General features: G+C 51.1%; 16 protein-coding genes. 1 reads left to right on the forward strand and 15 read right to left on the reverse strand.

What is annotated here, in order from left to right; genetic code table 11:
* Positions 1-22: 22 nt before the first annotated feature.
* The 5 genes from F608_RS0105895 to F608_RS0105915 are packed head-to-tail and all read right to left on the reverse strand — an operon-like array spanning position 23 to position 4338.
* Entirely contained in the window at positions 23-1069 is a 1047-nt protein-coding gene (locus F608_RS0105895) for a flagellar basal body P-ring protein FlgI (RefSeq protein WP_022664688.1), read from the reverse strand.
* A 48-nt stretch (positions 1070-1117) separates the two neighbouring features.
* Positions 1118-1831: a flagellar basal body L-ring protein FlgH gene (locus F608_RS0105900; RefSeq protein ID WP_051148503.1), complete on the reverse strand. Its 714-nt coding sequence runs from the start codon at positions 1829-1831 to the stop codon at positions 1118-1120.
* An 11-nt stretch (positions 1832-1842) separates the two neighbouring features.
* On the reverse strand, positions 1843-2841 hold the full coding sequence (gene flgA / locus F608_RS0105905) for a flagellar basal body P-ring formation chaperone FlgA (protein WP_022664690.1): 999 nt from the start codon (positions 2839-2841) through the stop codon (positions 1843-1845).
* Positions 2842-2847: 6 nt separating this feature from the next.
* Positions 2848-3630, reverse strand: coding sequence for a flagellar basal-body rod protein FlgG (flgG, locus tag F608_RS0105910; RefSeq protein WP_022664691.1), 783 nt, complete (start codon positions 3628-3630; stop codon positions 2848-2850).
* A gap of 18 nt (positions 3631-3648) precedes the next feature.
* Complete coding sequence (locus tag F608_RS0105915) at positions 3649-4338, reverse strand: flagellar hook-basal body protein (RefSeq protein ID WP_022664692.1); 690 nt, start codon at positions 4336-4338, stop codon at positions 3649-3651.
* A 569-nt stretch (positions 4339-4907) separates the two neighbouring features.
* On the opposite strand from F608_RS0105915, the gene F608_RS0105925 reads away from it, so the two are divergent.
* Positions 4908-5405 carry a CBS domain-containing protein gene (locus tag F608_RS0105925; RefSeq protein WP_022664694.1) on the forward strand — a complete coding sequence of 166 codons (498 nt, stop codon included), beginning with the start codon at positions 4908-4910 and terminating at the stop codon, positions 5403-5405.
* Between the two features lie 316 nt (positions 5406-5721).
* Here the strand turns inward: F608_RS0105925 and F608_RS0105930 are convergent, their stop codons facing one another.
* The 10 genes from F608_RS0105930 to flhB all read right to left on the reverse strand — a co-directional run bounded on the left by F608_RS0105930 (position 5722) and on the right by flhB (position 16143).
* Positions 5722-5997, reverse strand: a complete 276-nt coding sequence (locus F608_RS0105930; RefSeq protein WP_022664695.1) for an EscU/YscU/HrcU family type III secretion system export apparatus switch protein — start codon at positions 5995-5997, stop codon at positions 5722-5724.
* A 15-nt stretch (positions 5998-6012) separates the two neighbouring features.
* The gene (fliK, locus tag F608_RS0105935; RefSeq protein ID WP_022664696.1) at positions 6013-7350 is read right to left on the reverse strand and encodes a flagellar hook-length control protein FliK; all 1338 of its coding nucleotides are present in this window, start codon (positions 7348-7350) and stop codon (positions 6013-6015) included.
* Positions 7347-7955, reverse strand: coding sequence for a hypothetical protein (locus F608_RS0105940; protein ID WP_022664697.1), 609 nt, complete (start codon positions 7953-7955; stop codon positions 7347-7349). Before F608_RS0105940 ends, fliK begins: the two co-directional genes overlap by 4 nt.
* Positions 7952-8245 carry a hypothetical protein gene (locus F608_RS0105945; protein ID WP_022664698.1) on the reverse strand — a complete coding sequence of 98 codons (294 nt, stop codon included), beginning with the start codon at positions 8243-8245 and terminating at the stop codon, positions 7952-7954. The genes F608_RS0105940 and F608_RS0105945 overlap by 4 nt, the downstream gene beginning before the upstream one ends.
* Positions 8246-8255: 10 nt before the next feature.
* Positions 8256-10016 (reverse strand): hypothetical protein, encoded by a 1761-nt coding sequence (locus tag F608_RS34460; RefSeq protein WP_027362517.1) that lies wholly within the window; start codon positions 10014-10016, stop codon positions 8256-8258.
* A gap of 42 nt (positions 10017-10058) precedes the next feature.
* On the reverse strand, positions 10059-10805 hold the full coding sequence (locus F608_RS0105955; protein WP_022664700.1) for a sigma-70 family RNA polymerase sigma factor: 747 nt from the start codon (positions 10803-10805) through the stop codon (positions 10059-10061).
* Positions 10806-10847: 42 nt separating this feature from the next.
* Positions 10848-11669 carry a MinD/ParA family protein gene (locus F608_RS0105960; RefSeq protein WP_022664701.1) on the reverse strand — a complete coding sequence of 274 codons (822 nt, stop codon included), beginning with the start codon at positions 11667-11669 and terminating at the stop codon, positions 10848-10850.
* Positions 11670-11772: 103 nt separating this feature from the next.
* Positions 11773-12927 carry a flagellar biosynthesis GTPase FlhF gene (gene flhF, locus F608_RS0105965; protein ID WP_022664702.1) on the reverse strand — a complete coding sequence of 385 codons (1155 nt, stop codon included), beginning with the start codon at positions 12925-12927 and terminating at the stop codon, positions 11773-11775.
* Positions 12920-15019: a flagellar biosynthesis protein FlhA gene (flhA, locus tag F608_RS0105970; protein ID WP_022664703.1), complete on the reverse strand. Its 2100-nt coding sequence runs from the start codon at positions 15017-15019 to the stop codon at positions 12920-12922. Before flhA ends, flhF begins: the two co-directional genes overlap by 8 nt.
* A 56-nt stretch (positions 15020-15075) precedes the next feature.
* Positions 15076-16143, reverse strand: a complete 1068-nt coding sequence (gene flhB, locus F608_RS0105975; RefSeq protein ID WP_022664704.1) for a flagellar biosynthesis protein FlhB — start codon at positions 16141-16143, stop codon at positions 15076-15078.
* Position 16144 lies beyond the last annotated feature (1 nt).

Consider the following 16144-nt stretch of genomic DNA (forward strand, 5'->3'; position numbering starts at 1 on the left):
TGGGCAAAGTTTCGTTCATACATTATATAATCTCGATTTCGGCCTGCAGTGCCCCGGCCGCCTTAATGCTCTGAAGAATACTGATCAGATCCCTGGGCTCCACACCAAGGGAGTTCAAGCCCCTGACAAGCTCACCGATGGTGGATGTCCCCGGAAGATTCATGACCTTTTCTTTTTTCTCGGTTCCGTCTTCCTGGTTAATGGTCACGGCAAGGTCCCCGTGGGCAATGGCCACACTGGAAATGGTAACATCGCTGCCGATGACCACGGTACCGGTTTTTTCATTGATCACCACCTTGGCAATGGTGTCCGGGATCACGGACAGTCTCTCAATATCGGCGATGAATTCAGCCACGTTTTTCTTCCACATGGTTTCAGGGACCTTGAGGTGAATGGCGCTGGCATCAACGGTCTTGGCGATATCCTGTCCCAGGGCCGAATTAATGGTATCGGACATCCGGCGGGCCGTTGTAAAATCCGGCCGGAACAGGGAAAGCACGAGGTTTTTCTTGCCGTCCAGCTTGAAAGGAATCTCCCGTTCAATCGAGGCTCCGTTGATGCCCCTGGCCACCAGGAGATGACTGTCCCGGTCTCCGGTTCCTGCCGGAATAGCCAGAGTGACCGGGCCCTGGGCAAGGGCATAAACCTGGCCGTCCACTCCTTTGAGGGGAGTCAGCAGCAGGATTCCCCCTTTCAGGCTTTTGGCGTCTCCCAGGGAAGATACGGTGATATCGATATTATCCCCGATTCTGGCAAAGGGAGGGATGCTGGCCGTAACCATGGCCGCAGCCACATTCTTTACCTTGAGCGCGGACTGGTCAACATAGATATTCATCTTTTCCATCATATTGGCCAGGGCCTGGCGGGTAAAACTGACCTTGTCCTTATCCCCGGTACCGTTCAGCCCCACCACAAGTCCGTATCCGGAAAGCTGGTTGGACCGGATCCCCTTAATGGCGGCCAGGTCCTTGATCCGGGCGGCCGACGCCCCCTGAACACAGAACAGCAGCACCATGTACACCCAAAAAATTATAAACCCTGTCCGTCTTATGCCGTATTCATCCTTCATCCTTGATCCTTTATCCTTCAGCCTTTAGTCTTTACCCTTCAGCCCAATCTACCATGGCCAGAGATTATCGATCAACCGGCTTCCCCAGCCCGGGGTCTGCTTGTCGGCCAGAGCCCCCTTGCCGTAATATTCGATGCGGGAATCGGCAAGAAAGGTAGACTCCACCCGATTGGTGTTCGAGATATCCTGGGGACGGACAACCCCGGAAACCACGATATACTGGACCTCGTGATCCACCTTCATGGCCCGCCGGCCGAATATACTCAAATTGCCGTTGGGCAGGACTTCGATTACCCGGGCAGCAATGGACGCCGTGACCTGGCCGCTCCTGTCACTCTTTCCCTCTCCTTCAAATGTATTGGAGAAATCCGTACTGACCAGGTTGTCGGTCCCGCGCCCTCCCAGGTTGGTGGTCTTCCCGAGAAAATTCAGGGTGGGAACCCCGATGCCCATGGCCGTCTTTCTGCTGGACTCGGTATTCACATCCATCTGGGAGCTGGAATTTTCAACAATGTCCACGATCACCGTATCCCCCACATAATTGGCCTTTGTATCCTCAAACATGGAGGGCTTTGTCCCGCTCCACAGGGAGCCCTCGGAAGGATGATCAACTCCATAGTCCGGCAGAAGGGCAGGTTCTGCGCTTCCGCCGGGGGGAAGAACCAAAGGAGCCTGGTCGGTATCGGATCCCAGGATACATCCGGAGATGAGCATCATCGCCGGCATGAGCAGTCCCATTAAATATTTTTTTTTAAGATCCATGTCCACCTCTTCTAGTACACAACCTCAACGGTTGAGTCATTCCTGACAAATCCCCGGATCGTTTTTCCGGAGGTGACGTTCTCCACAAGGACCAGTTCGTCTGCATACCCGTCCTCCTGGGTCACTCCGGTTGTCATGATGCACAAATTGTCTTTTTGGGCCACAAGGGTCACGATATCCCCTTTTTCCACCAGAGGCGTTTTCCTGAGATCCGACGAATCAACGGGAGTGCCCTTCTGGATTGAGGTTTTCAATTTTTTCCCCACCACATTACCGGGAGATCTCAGGGCATTGCCTCTTATATTAAAAAGATTGATCCTCTCCAGGGACAGGTCCCCGCTGGAAAGGATACTCCCCTTTTCCAGATTTCTGGATGCGCAGACAATTCTTTCATATTCAGACACAATTCCGGTGACCCGAAGCCGGTCCTGCTGTCTGCCGTCCACCATGACATCCAATGACAGGGAAAGCCTGCCGTGCCTGTCAACGGGGTCATCGGCGGAAACCACGAGTTCTATCTCTCCGCAGGGATAGGGGGCAAGCCCCCTGATCTTTATCTTCTCAATTTCCAGATTCCGGTTCCCGAACCGGTCGGACAGATAGTTTTCAACCCGTTCTTTTACCAGATCCCGGCCGATGGACTGGCTCTCCCTTTTGATATAAACCCGCTCCGGACAGAGGATATTCATATCTTCATGGATCAGATTCCTGGACTGAATCATTGAAAAAATTCGCCTTTTTTCATAGGATTTCATTCTACCGGGTTTGGGAGCATCCCCCAGGCTGATGCCTTTCAAGGCCCCTTCCAAAAAACTTCCGGCCTCAATGTCAGCCACCTCTCCCAGGAGAATGGCCTCTCCTTTCACCAGACTGTTCTTCCGGACATGAATCCTGATCTGCCCGGAAGATTCATCCGCCGAATATGCCGAAAAAGAAGTTCCCAGGATTGTCAGTCCGAAAAACAGAAAAACAAGCTTTAAAAAATATCCGTATGGTCGGATTCGTTTCATGAAAAACTACCGTTTCAACCCGTTGGCCGTACTCAACATGCTGTCGGCGGTCTGGATGGACTTGGAGTTGGCCTCATAGGCCCTCTGGCTGACGATCAAGGAGACCATTTCCTCCACCACGCTGACATTGGATAATTCCAGATAGTTGTTCACCGTGGTACCGGCCCCCTCTTCCCCGGGAGTCAATTCCACGGCATCACCTGAGCCTTCCGTGGGCCGGAACAGATTGTTACCCACAGCAAAAAGGCCGGCCGGGTTAATGAATGTGGTCACCAATATGTTTTCCGTGGCCAGGATCTCCTCGTCCGCACTGAACACAGTCAGGGTACCGTCATCCTGGAGGGAGATGGTGGTTGCCTCGACGGGAATGGCTATTTCAGGCTGAAGCCGATCTCCGGTCGGTGTGGTGATGAACCCCTCACTGTCCAGGGTAAAGTCCCCTGCCCGGGTATACAGGTCTTCATCCCCGTGGGTCACCCTGAAAAACCCACCCCCCTGGATGGCGAAATCCAGTTGGTTCCCGGTTTCCACATAATCCCCCTGGGTGAATATCTTCTGGACCCCGGCGGGTTTTACTCCCATGCCGATCTGGATGCCCGTGGGCACCTGCCCGCCCCCGGGAGTGGTCTGGCCTGCAATCAAAAGGGTCCGGTACATGAGATCTTCAAAATTGGCCCTGGATCTTTTAAAACCCGTGGTGCTTGAATTGGCCAAATTGTTGGCCGTTACATCGGTCTGCGTCTGTTGGGCACTCATGCCCGTGGCCGCAGAATAAAGTGATCGCATCATAAGCTTATCCTCTCTTCCTTACCTGGGTCTTCCAACTTCGCTGACGGCCTTGCTGTCGATCTCATCAAAGGTCAGCATCGATTTTGTAAAGGTCTCAAACATTCTGTGAAAATCAATCATCTTCACCATTTCATCCACCACCTGGACATTGGACGTTTCAAGGGCCCGCTGTTTGACGGAAACGATCTCCGGAAGAATCTCATCCGTGGTTTCTCCCATGTACTCAAAAAGATTCTGGGCCTTTTTTTCCAGCTTTTTCAGATCCGCAAAGGTCACGATATCCAGGGTATCCACGATCTCCCCGTCAACCAGGATCTCGCCCGCCTCATTGATATAGGGTTCCTGACCCTGGACCAGGTCGATGACAATGGCCCCGCCCTGCCCCAGAACCGGGTTCCCGTTTCCATCCACCAGGGTCCCTATGCTGTCCAGGGTAAAGGTCCCGTTCCGGGTATATTGAATGCCCTGGTCTGTTTCGATTTTGAAAAACCCGGCCCCCCCCAGGGCCAGGTCAAGGGGATTGCCCGTTTCCGTGACATCCCCCTGGGAATAGTCCTTGTTCATCTCGGCCTTGAATTTTTTATCAAAACTGATCACGTCTTTTTTATAGCCGGAGGTGTCCACATTGGCCAGGTTGTTGGAAACGGCTTCCAGCTTCCTCTCCTGCCTCAATCCGCCCTGAACCGGCCGGGTCATTTCAAGAATCATTGTTCCTCCCTCATGGGTATGCCTTATCGCTTCCTTCACAGCAAATAAGAATTCACACCAAAGAAATGCAATATGAATGCCAGAACCGAGCATGGCCGACAAAGATTGCTCCGGGAAAACGACCCGGAAATGGCTGCCCCTACAAAAACAATGGAAAACACTTAAAAACAAGAGACTTAGCCCACTTCAACAAATCATCTCCTGCCCGGGTTTGTTCCTTTCCATTATCTAACCGAAAGGGAGGGCGCCAAAAATCCAACGATCCCCGGGGATGTAAATTGACGGCAGGGAGAAAAAATTTCCCCCTGTTCCCATGAAATTCATTTTTATCTGATCTGTAAGGGGATTACGGGCTTGATCATATTTGAATTCCGGTTCCAGACTTCAGAATTCCGGAAGGGTCAGACAGGGAAACCTGCCCATCCTTTTCGGTGGGTTTTCTCCCTTTTTAAAAAATATTTAACTTCCAATCCCTGATTTTCTTGTCAACTAAAAAAAAACAGGATAATCTCATTATAGGAACTGGTAGGACCGTCAGATGACTGGATTAAACAAAAGAGGATTGAATAATGGGTACTGAGGTATTTGCAAAAGACATCATGGTTTCGGATTTTGATACGATCAATTACAACGCCCCTGTTGAAACAGCGATAAAGATGATTTTTTCAGGTAAAATCAGGAATACCGGGGATAAAACCACGAGTCTGATGGTTATCAATGAACTGAATCATTTTGTCGGCATTGTCACCATGTTTGATATTCTCTATAATTTAAGGCCGGGATTTCTGAATTATGGTGTGGATGGGAGGGATATTTCCTGGATGGGTCTGATCCAGCAATGCAAAAAGGAATTGATCAAAAAACAGGTCCGGGATATCATGAGTTCCGAAATTGTGGGAGCTCTGCCGGATGAACATCTGATGATCATCCTTGACCGAATGGTAAAAAACAAATATCACAGGCTGCCGGTTTTAGGAAATAACGAACCCATCGGAATCGTGTACATCTCTGATATCTATTTCCATCTTTTTGCACGGGAAGGTCTGGTCAATCAAAGAAAAGCATAGTCTTTATTTTGGGGTACAAAAGGCGACCTGATCCATCAAAACTAATCATATAGCGGTTCTCAAAAATATGTTACTCTATTTCTACATTACATCTGGACTGTGCCCAGACTAAGGGAGGAGCAGAGGTTTTCGCGGATTGGATTCCTTCGGGCGGCAGGACGCCGCTGGAGAAGGGATCCCTCCTCGGAGAAAATCATGGATGATTTTCGAGAATGAGCGCAAAATCGTTGCTCCTCCCGGCATGAACCGGAATCTCATTTTGAGAACCGCGATGGAACCCCACAGGAAATCTTGGAGATCGGCGAATTACCTGAGATCATGAAGGCGCTTTGGCTTTGTTCATTGAATAGACAAAGGCCAGGAGTTCGGCCACGGCCGCATAGATTTCAGAGGGAATTTCTTCGTCAATGTCCAGGTTGGACAGCACCTCGATAAGATCGGGGTCATCCTTGATGGGGATATCGTGCTTTTGGGCGATTTCAATGATCTTTTCCGCAACCCTTCCCTTGCCCTTGGCAGTAACCTTGGGGGCATCATGTTTTTGCTTGTCATAGGTCAGGGCAACGGCTTTTTTAATCGGTTTTTTGGCCATGGTTTGTCTTTCCGGTTAAATGACGATGTTGACCACCTGGTCTGACCCCTGCCGTAACATGGATTCCATGAAGACCCTGGGTTCTATCTCGTCCAAGGCAGCAATTTCACATTCCATCTTTACCAGATGATACCCAATTTTTTCCAGCCTGGTTTTCAGCTCCGGGATCATGGACTGTACAAAGGAACGGATATCATCGTTCTCCAGCAGGAACCGACCGGTAATGGCCTTGTTCAGAATGGAAAAATCAGCCCGGACCGGGCCCAGATTCGTCATGTCCAGCAGAAACGAAACCTTGATATTCTTCTTCTCCCCCCCGGCTCTTTCTTCTTTTTCCCCGCCCAGGTCAAACAGGATCTGGCCAAAGTTAAATCCTGACGGCTCCATCACTGGAAACGGCAGAAGATACCGGCCGGATTCACTGGTCTGTGTGTTCAGAATCTGCATATTTTCAATGGTTTCCAGAAACCTTGTCCCCGGTCCCGTGGTCCCGGCCGGATCCGTTCCCCCGAAACCGGACAGCTTCAATGCCATGCCCTTGGCATCCTGGTTCAAAAGGTTTTCAAAATTCCGGTTTAAATGATCCGTTCCCAGGGTTTTGAAAAAAGTGGTCAGCTTTTTCTCCCAGAGCATTCCCCCGGTTGTCATGAGCCTGGGAAGAAATCCCTCATCCCTTTTGCCTGATTTCAGCGCCATCTCTTCTATAACCGAAGAAAGGGAGGATGGGCCTCCCTTGAACATTTCACTGAACCGGGTCCTGTTTGAAAAAAATTTCAGCAGGGGAGCCCGGGTGGCGGCAGTCTCCGGCTTTCCCGATCCTAGCAGTTTAAGAACCACGGAATCTTTTGCCTCGGCCACATTCAACCGGATCTCCTCCCCCGGAATGAGCGGAAGATGAGTTTTTACTACCAGCTCCTGCCCCTTGACAAGGAGTCTGGCATGGCCGGGGCCAAGCCTTGCCATTACCTTTGCGGTCAGATTTTGATTCTCTTTAAACTCAGGAAGGGAAAGGGAGTGGCTGCCCTGTCTTTGGACTACCATTTCGGATTTCGAACCACGGGTTCCGGAAATGACTTTTCCTGCTTCATCTCCCGGCTCCGCCAGTTTAAGAACCACGGCCCCCTTTGTCTTTACCACATTCAACCGGATCTCCTCCCCCGGAGTGAGCGGAAGATGGGTTTTCACCACCAGTTCCTGCCCCTTGACAAGAAGCTTGGCTTGATCGGGACCGAGCCTTGCCACCACCTTTGCGGTCAGAATCTGATTCTCTTTTAACTCAGGAAGGGAAAGGGAGTGGCTGCCCTGTCTTTGGACCACCATTTCAGATTTCGAAATATGGATTCCTAAAATCAATTATCCTGCTCCATTGCCAGGAACTTTTCCTTGAGATCAACCACGAGCTGTACCTCGCCTCTGGGGATGGAAAGAGTCTGTGCAATGGTATCAATATCCTTTTTCTGATAGTAGAGATCGATGATCTTGTTCTGCTGGTCCAGGACATTGGCCCCTGCCGGAAGCGGATCCGCCGGATTAAGATGAAAACCGGTATTGACTCTTTGAAATGAGGCCTGGTCAAGTATTTCTTTCTGCTGTTTTTCGAATCTTTTCTGGAGGGACTCTGCCCTGGACAATAGCAGATTGATGCTGATAATTCTTGAATCCAGGGCTTTGTTTAATTTTTTTGACAATGCCCTTTTTTCCCTGATCTGCTCTTCAAAACTGATAGCTGCGTCCTTGGACTCCCTGACCAGTGGGGTCAGAAGATCCAGGACTTCCCGTGCAGATCCTGAAACGGTCTGGATGTCTTCGGAACCTTGTTCAGATGATTCCTGTATTTCCCGGGCACCCGCATAAATCCGGCTTACCCTCCGGATGATCACGAAGAGAAGAAGTACCAGAAAGGCATTGAGGATGAATAAAGCCGTGACCAGAAATTCAAGGGAAAATACCTGTGTCATATGATGGTGTCCAGGAGTCTGCCCGGGGCATCGGGGTCCAGGGCAAGGTCCTCTTCCCGGGCGGCGTTCTTTTTCTTTTGCCGGGCTTTTCGCCTTTGTTCTTTTTTCTCTTTTTTCAACTTTTCCGCCTCTTCAGATCCCTGGACCGTAGAGTTCTGGATGACTTCCTGGGTTTGCTGGACCCCGGCAGCCTGTTCGGGTGAAGGCTTTGGAGAATGGGCCTGCTGACTGGCCTCCTGGGCGACACCTGAATTTTGCAGGACCTGGTTGTGTCCCGGGATCGTGGTCATGGTGCACCTCCTAGCTTGTTTTGAAGGTTTTAAAGCTGACCCTGTCAATATACTGGGGGGGCAGCACTTTTTTCAGGGTGTTTTCCACCTCCCAGATAAGATCCGACTTTGTTACCTTGTTCTCCTTTTCCGTGACAAGGTTCTTTTGAATCGATTCGAAGATAAGGTCCCTGTAAAAGGGCATATTATCATTTATCTCATGATAAGCCCTCTGATCGGAATAATCAATGGAGATGTCTGCCTGGACGTAGGCCATCCCGCTGGAATTCCCCGAGGTCAGAATGAGAAAATCCGTCAATACGATGGAACCGGATTTTTTAATGACAGAAAGTTGATTCACATCGATGGTCACACTGGCGACTTCCGGCTCCTTGACCGGATCATATACGGCAACAGGAACCGGCTGCTTGTTCGGAACCTGGGCCGGTCCTTTGGTAAAGAAGAGAAAATAGGCCGTGGGGACTGATATTCCCAGAACCAGGAGCGCGGAAACTCCGGCAATGACCAGTCTGGATTTAAACCACGGACTCTTTGTATTTTCGGGTTCTTCTTCACTCTCCCTTGTAATCTCCTCGGTCCCTTCCAACACCACCTGATCATTGTCTTCTTCTTCGCCGTCCAGAATATCTTCGGTGTCAAACTCATCCAGGGTCTCCCCGTCGTCCAGCAAATCACCCAGAACATCCTCATCTTCCTGATCTGCAGCCATGAGCAGGGTGTCTATATCATCCTGGGAAATTAAAATATCCTCTTCATCTTCAAGAAAATCGTCATCCTCATCGCTTCCCTGGAGCAGACTGTCAATATCTTCCTGGGTGACCTCATTCAAGTCCTGTTCGTCAAGCCCGGGTTCTTCTACGTCAGTCCGGCCGATTTCCGATAATTCTTCTGTCTCCTCTGCAGGGGCCGGTTCAGGTTCAATGGAATCCGGTTCCGGCTCATCATCCAGAACCACGGTTTCCGATGGTTCAGCTTCCGCTCCAAGGGCAACCGGTTCTTCTTCGGGTTCTTCTTCCGGATCCGGCTCAGGTCCCTTTCGGATCAACTCGTCAATGGTTTCCTGGGCAATCAGAGCCGCTGCCACATCCACGGCTTCTGATTCCTCAATGATGAAATCATCCTCAATATCAACCATCTCAATCCCGGATTCTTCTTGGGAATCGACGGGATCGGAGTCTGCCCCTGCATTATCTGTCATCAAATCATTGATATCTTCCTGGGAGATCAGCTCCAGATCATCGGCCTCATCCTCGGGATCCTGGGAATCTTCAGGCTCGGATTCCGAATCGGAATCCGAATCCTCGGTTGAAGAGTTCATCAGGCGCTGGATATCTTCCTGGGAGATCAGCTCCATCTCTTCATCCTCATCTTCACTTTCAGAAGAATCGGCATTCATCATCCGGTCGATGTCTTCCTGGGACAACTCACCGCCATCCCCTGCCGTGTCATCGGATTCATCCGGTTCCGGCTCATTCTGGGCGGTACCGGCATTCATCATCCGGTCGATATCTTCCTGGGACAGCTCACCCGGCTCATCTCCGGGGTCTTCCCCATCCGCCTCAGAAGACGCCTCTTCATCGGCCGTATCTGAAACGCCTCCGCTCATAAGGCTGTCGATATCATCCTGGGACAATTCACCCAGCTCATCCTCGACAGGTTCAGGCTCCTGTTTAAGATTTTCTTCCGCCTCTTCAATGGAGGATGCGTCCAGGAGTTTATCTATATCATCCTGGGAGATCAGACTTTCTTCTTCAAAATTTTCATCTGACATGGCCAACCTCACCTCTTTATCCCGGTTCTGACACGCCGGGGTTTACGTTCCATATCCCTGAAGCCTTGCCTTCAGCTTAACCAGTATTCCCGTATGAATCTGACATATGCGGGATTCGGTCAAAGAAAGAATGTCTCCGATCTCTTTTAGGGTCAGTTCATCATAATAATAAAGAGAGACCACCATCTGCTCTTTTTCGGTCAGGGTTTTTATGGTTTCCGCCAATACCTGTTTCAGCTCTTTCCTATCAAAATCATCGGCAGGATCCCCTTCTCCCTTGATCCCGGACTGAAACCGGGTCTGGGAAAAGGTATCGTTCTTTTTGGTTTTAATGAATTCATCCAGACTTAAAACTGCTGCCCCGTGGATATCCGTCAGCATGTTCTGGTAGGTTTCCAGATCCACGTCCAGGGCATGGGCCACTTCCAGGTCCGTTGCAGGCCCCCTTTTCTCGTCTTCAATCTGCTTGACCGCCTTGGTGATATCCTGGATCTTTTTTCTCATGGAACGGGAGTATGTATCCATGCTCCTGAGTTCGTCCAGAATCGCTCCCTTAATCCTGTACTTTGCATAGGTCTTAAGACTCACATGCCGGGAAGGATCAAATTTATCCACCGCATCGATCAGTCCGAGGGAGCCTGCCGATATGAGTTCGTCAAACATCACGCTGGTGGGCAGACGCATGGCAAACCTGGCAGCGATGTTCTTGACCAGGAAGGCATATTCGACAATACTCTTCTGGCGCCAGGCATGATCTTTTTTCAGGGATGTTTTTTGCGGTTTGCTCATTGTTTGGGTTCAATTTCCAATGATTATCTCAATTCCCGGTTTTCAATTGTTTATCCCGGCCTGGAATACCTTATTCATAAAAAAGGTCAGACTCCCCCCGTTCTGCCTGCGGCTCTTCTCCAGGGAAACACCGATCCTGTCCATGGCCAGGGCAGCGGCTGAATCCGGAGCATGATCCATTAGCAGACCTCTTTTCTGAACAGCTTTCTGGACCTGCCGGTCAAAGGGAATGCAGCCCAGGTATTCCAGCACTACATTTTTTAAAAATTTATCCAGGGCATTGCTCAGGGAGGCATATACCCGTTTGGCATCTTTTTGAGATTCCACCATATTCACAATGAGCTTGAAATACCGGGTCCCATATTCCTGGGACATGACCTTCATCAGGGCATAGGCATCTGTAATGGAAGTCGGTTCGGCTGTTGCCACCACCACGCATTCATCTGCAGCCGAGTTAAAATAGAGGACATTTGCCGAGATCCCGGCCCCCGTGTCCACCAGGATGATGTCTGCCTTGTCCGCCAGGGTTTCAAACTCGCTGAGCAGGTTGAGTTTTTCTCCCTCACTGAGGCGGGTAAGATCGGCAAAACCAGACCCCCCGGGAATAATATCGACCCCGTGTTTGGACCTGACCATGACCTGTTCCAGCCTCTTTTCCGAACTGACCACATGGCGGATATTGTACTCGGGTCTGAGATTGAAGAGGATATCAACATTGGCCAGCCCCACGTCTGCATCAATGATCACCACCCGCTTGCCCGTCCCGGCCATGGAAACGGCCAGGTTGCCCACGATATTGGTTTTTCCCACGCCGCCTTTGCCGCTGGTGACGGCAATGACCCTTGGAAGGCGGTTCGATGCCATGGATGTCCCACTCCTTGTCCTTCTATGGTTTTTGGCCAGATCCCTTAGGCCTTTTGCCTGATCCAATAGTTACCCCCCGGTATTGTGGACTCCCGGATGCACATCAATGTTGAATCCCGTAACCGGGTCCTTTTCCTAGAATGATCTTCAGCAGGGTCTGCCTGTCCGGGACAATCAGGTCCTCAGGGACTTTCTGCCCGTCGGTCAACAGGGAAACCGGCAGATGATAATCATTCAGCTGGTCCAAAATTTTGCCGCATCTTCTGGTTTCATCTATCTTGGTGAACACATAAGTATCCGGATCAAGAGCTGAAAAAGCCGATGCCGCTTCTTTCATATTAATCAATTCAGATGTAACACTCAAGGTTAAATGAACAGATATGGAAAAATCCGCCCGGATCAGTCCCACGATCTCGTCCAGTTTCTCCCTGTCATGGTGGCTGTGTCCTGCCGTATCTATGAGTACGGTATCCATGGACTTCATCCGGTTCATGGCATTTGACAGGTCCCGGGCATTATAGGCCTGGATGCAGGGCAGTCCCATGATGGATCCATAGGCTTTGAGCTGTTCAAAAGCCCCTATCCGAAAGTTGTCTATGGAAATCAATCCCACCCTCTTCTTCTTCTTAAAACTCAAAAAGGCCGCCAGTTTGGCGATGGTCGTTGTTTTTCCCACTCCTGTCGGGCCCACAAAAGCCGCAGCATGGGGATGCCGTGGCTCCTGATTCTCCTTAAAACCCTCTGTAACGGAAATCCGGTCCAGGCAGATTTCCATGACCTTTCTTTTCATCTGTCTGATTTTCTTTTCCGGGTCAGCAAGGGAGCCTGTTTTATTATTGACTCCCGGATCAATGGACCGGCCTGCCCTTTCAATGAGGGAACAGGCCAGCTTTTCACTGACCCCGGCCCGGAGAAAAGAGGCCAGAACCCCCATGTTCTCAAAATTTTCGGAAAAAATATTTTTAATGCCGGAACCAAATCCTGCAATGGAGATCATGTCCTTGATCTGAACGATATCCTCCCTTACCGAACTTAAAAGGTCCCTGGCCGGCTCCCGGATTTCAGGCTCATGCTCCGTTTCCCAGGGGGAAGGGTTTTTCAGACCCGCCTCTACCTCAATCATCTCCCCGGCGTAGGGGTCCTGGGGTTTCCGGGGAATTTTCCTTGTTGAAAGAATCATGGCATCAGGCCCCAGTTCCTGTTTGATACTGGCAATGGCATCCTGAATATTGGCCGCCTTGAATATCCTTTTATTCATCTTTTAGACTTACCTTTCCACTGGACTGTAAATTTATATCATCCACTATCTCTGCATGGGATACAACGAATACATTGGGTAGAGAAGGCTCTATGAGCTTTCTGAAATGGCGGCGCATGGCCGGAGAGGTCATGACAACCGGCTGGGTGTTGATGGCGATGAGTTTTTCCACCTCCCGGGAGACGGCCCCCACCACCTCCTGAACCATTGCCGGATCCAGGGCAAGATAGGCCCCGTGCTCTGTGCGCTTCACGTTCTTGGACAGGATCTCTTCAAGGTTCCGGTCAAGGGTGAGGACCTGGAGGGTTTTGCCTTCACCAAGATAGGGGGTCAGCATGCCCTTGGCAATCCTCTGCCGCACATACTCGGTCAAAAGATCCGGATCTTTTCCCATGGGCGCAAAGTCTGCCAGGGTTTCAACGATGGTGAGCAGATCCCGGATGGAAATCCGTTCCCTTAACAGGTTCTGGAGAACCTTTTGAACCGCCCCGATGCTCAGGAGGTTGGGCACCAGTTCTTCAACCGCCTTGGGACTTGTCTTTGCCAGGTTGTCCAGTAAGTGCTGGACCTCCTGCCGCCCCAGGAGCTCATGGGCATTGGCCCTGACGATTTCAGTCAGGTGGGTGGCAATGACAGTGGAGTTGTCCACAACCGTATAACCGGCGAATTTGGCCTCTTCTTCCCTGTCTAGGGGGATCCACAGGGCCGGCAGGTTAAAGGCCGGTTCAATGGTCTTGATGCCGTCGATCTCCTGGGCAGCACCGCCCGGATCCATGGCCAGAAGATGGTTGACCATGAGTTCCGTACCCGCAGCCTCAACTCCCTTGATCATGAGCCTGTACTGGGAAGGTCCCAGATTCAGATTATCCCGGATATGAATGGGGGGAATGATGATTCCCATTTCCGTTGCAAACTGACGCCGGATGGCCCGGATCCGTCCCAACAGAGTCCCGTCCTGCTGCTTATCCACCAGGGGGATCAGACCATACCCCACCTCAAGTTCAATGGTGTCCAAACTCAGCAGGTGGTCCACATCCTCGGGCTGGCCCGAAGCCTCTTCCTCGGCCCCGGCCTCGGCCGCAATCAGATCTTTTTCCTCCTGCTCTTCTTCCCCTTTAATAAAGTACCAGGCCAGGGTTCCCAGGGTCAGCCCCAGGGTCATGAAGGGAATGGACGGCAGCCCCGGAATCAGCCCCATGCAGAAAATGATTACCGAGCCGATAAAGACCGGGGTTGAGCTGGACAAAAGCTGCTTGGCAAATTCTTTTCCCATCTTGAGTTCCGATCCGGACCGGGACACCAAAAGACCGGCTGCCGCTGAAATCAACAAAGCCGGAATCTGGGAAACCAGACCATCTCCCACGGTCAGCAGGGTATAATTGGTCAGGGCCTCTCCCATTTCCATGCCCTGCTGGACCACCCCGATGATAAAGCCCCCGACGATATTGATCAGGGTGATGACGATACCGGCAATGGCATCTCCCCGGACAAATTTGGAGGCACCGTCCATGGCCCCGTGGAATTCCGACTCACGGGCAATGGCCTGGCGCCGCTCCCCGGCTTCGATTTCATCGATCATGCCGGCATTGAGATCGGCGTCAATGGCCATCTGCTTGCCCGGCATGGCGTCCAGAGTGAACCTTGCCGCCACCTCTGCAATCCTGCCCGCACCCTTGGTGATGACCAGAAAATTAATCAGCACCAGGATGATAAAGATGACCAGGCCCACCACATAATTTCCCCCCACCACAAAATTTCCGAAGGACATGATGATGGCCCCGGCCGCCATGGGTCCTTCACTGCCGTGAAGAAGGATCAGGCGGGTGGATGCCACATTCAAGGATAGCCGGAACAGGGTCAGAACCAGAAGCAGGGAGGGGAAAATGGCAAATTCCAGGGGCTTTGTGGTATACATGGTGGTGATGAGCACCACGATGGCAAAGGAGATGTTCAAGGCCAGAAAAAAATCGAGAATAATGGGATGAAGGGGCAGGATCATGGCCATTAGAATGCCGATAAAGGCCAGGACCATTACAATGTCCGAAGACTCTCTTTTTAGCCCTGCTATGAAACCGACTTGTTCCGCTGCCATTCACACTCCTGATAAACCCTTGACGGCCAGGCGCCAAGAAAATGTCATCTTTTCCCTTACTTGTTTTTCAAACCATACACATAGGCCAGCAATTCAGCCACGGCCTGGTAGTATTCCACGGGAACTTCCTTGCCGATATCTACATGACTATACAAATTCCGGGCCAGCTCCTTATCTTCCACCAGGGGAACATCATTTTCCCTGGCAATTTTCCGGATATTTGCCGCAATGGGCCCGGCACCCTTTGCCAGAACCCTGGGAGCATCCATTTCCTCCCTGTCGTATTTCAGGGCCACGGCAAGCCTTGTGGGGTTGGTGACCACCACGTCGGCTTCCGGCACATCGGCCATCATCCTCTTTCTGGCCGCCTCATGCTGGAGCTGGCGGATCCTGGATTTGACCATGGGATCCCCTTCCGTCTGTTTGGTCTCATCTTTGACCTCTTTTTTGGTCATCTTCTGATCTTCTAAAAATTTCCACTTCTGGTAGGCGTAATCAAGGAAGGCCAGGACGATCATGATCAGGCAGACCTTGATAAAGATCCAGAAAGACACCTTGAGGATGAACAGGAGAATGGCACCGGTGCTGTTGTCGTACAGCCTCGAAATCTCGGTCAGCTCTCCTTTAATGGCATAATAGCACACCAGGCAAACCACGCCCACCTTGATCAAGGTCTTGAGAAATTCCACCACAGCCCTGGAGGTAAATTTCTGTTTGAATCCGTTGATGGGATCCAGACGGGAGGGTTTGGGTTCAAGGGCTTTCCAGGACACCACAAACCCCACCTGGGCAAAATTGGCCAATAAGGCCGTCAGATAAACCGCCCCGAATACCGGCAGGCAGGTCATGAGAATTTTTTCCGTATGGACGTACAAGAGGCGAATGGCCTCCAGACGGGTGAAATCCGGCACTCCCTGGAAATTATAGTTAAATTGGAAAACACCCATCAGATTTTGGTAGAAATAAAAGGCAAAGGCATACATGGCGGCCACACCGGCCATGAGCACAAAGACAGAGGGAATTTCCACGCTCTTGGCGACCTGTCCTTCATCCCGGGCCTTGCCGAGCTTTCGCGACGACGCGTCCTCGGTTTTCTCTCCGCCGCTCTCAGGATCTTCAGCCATG

This window comes from Desulfospira joergensenii DSM 10085 (assembly GCF_000420085.1).
GTDB classification, from domain to species: Bacteria; Desulfobacterota; Desulfobacteria; order Desulfobacterales; family Desulfobacteraceae; genus Desulfospira; species Desulfospira joergensenii.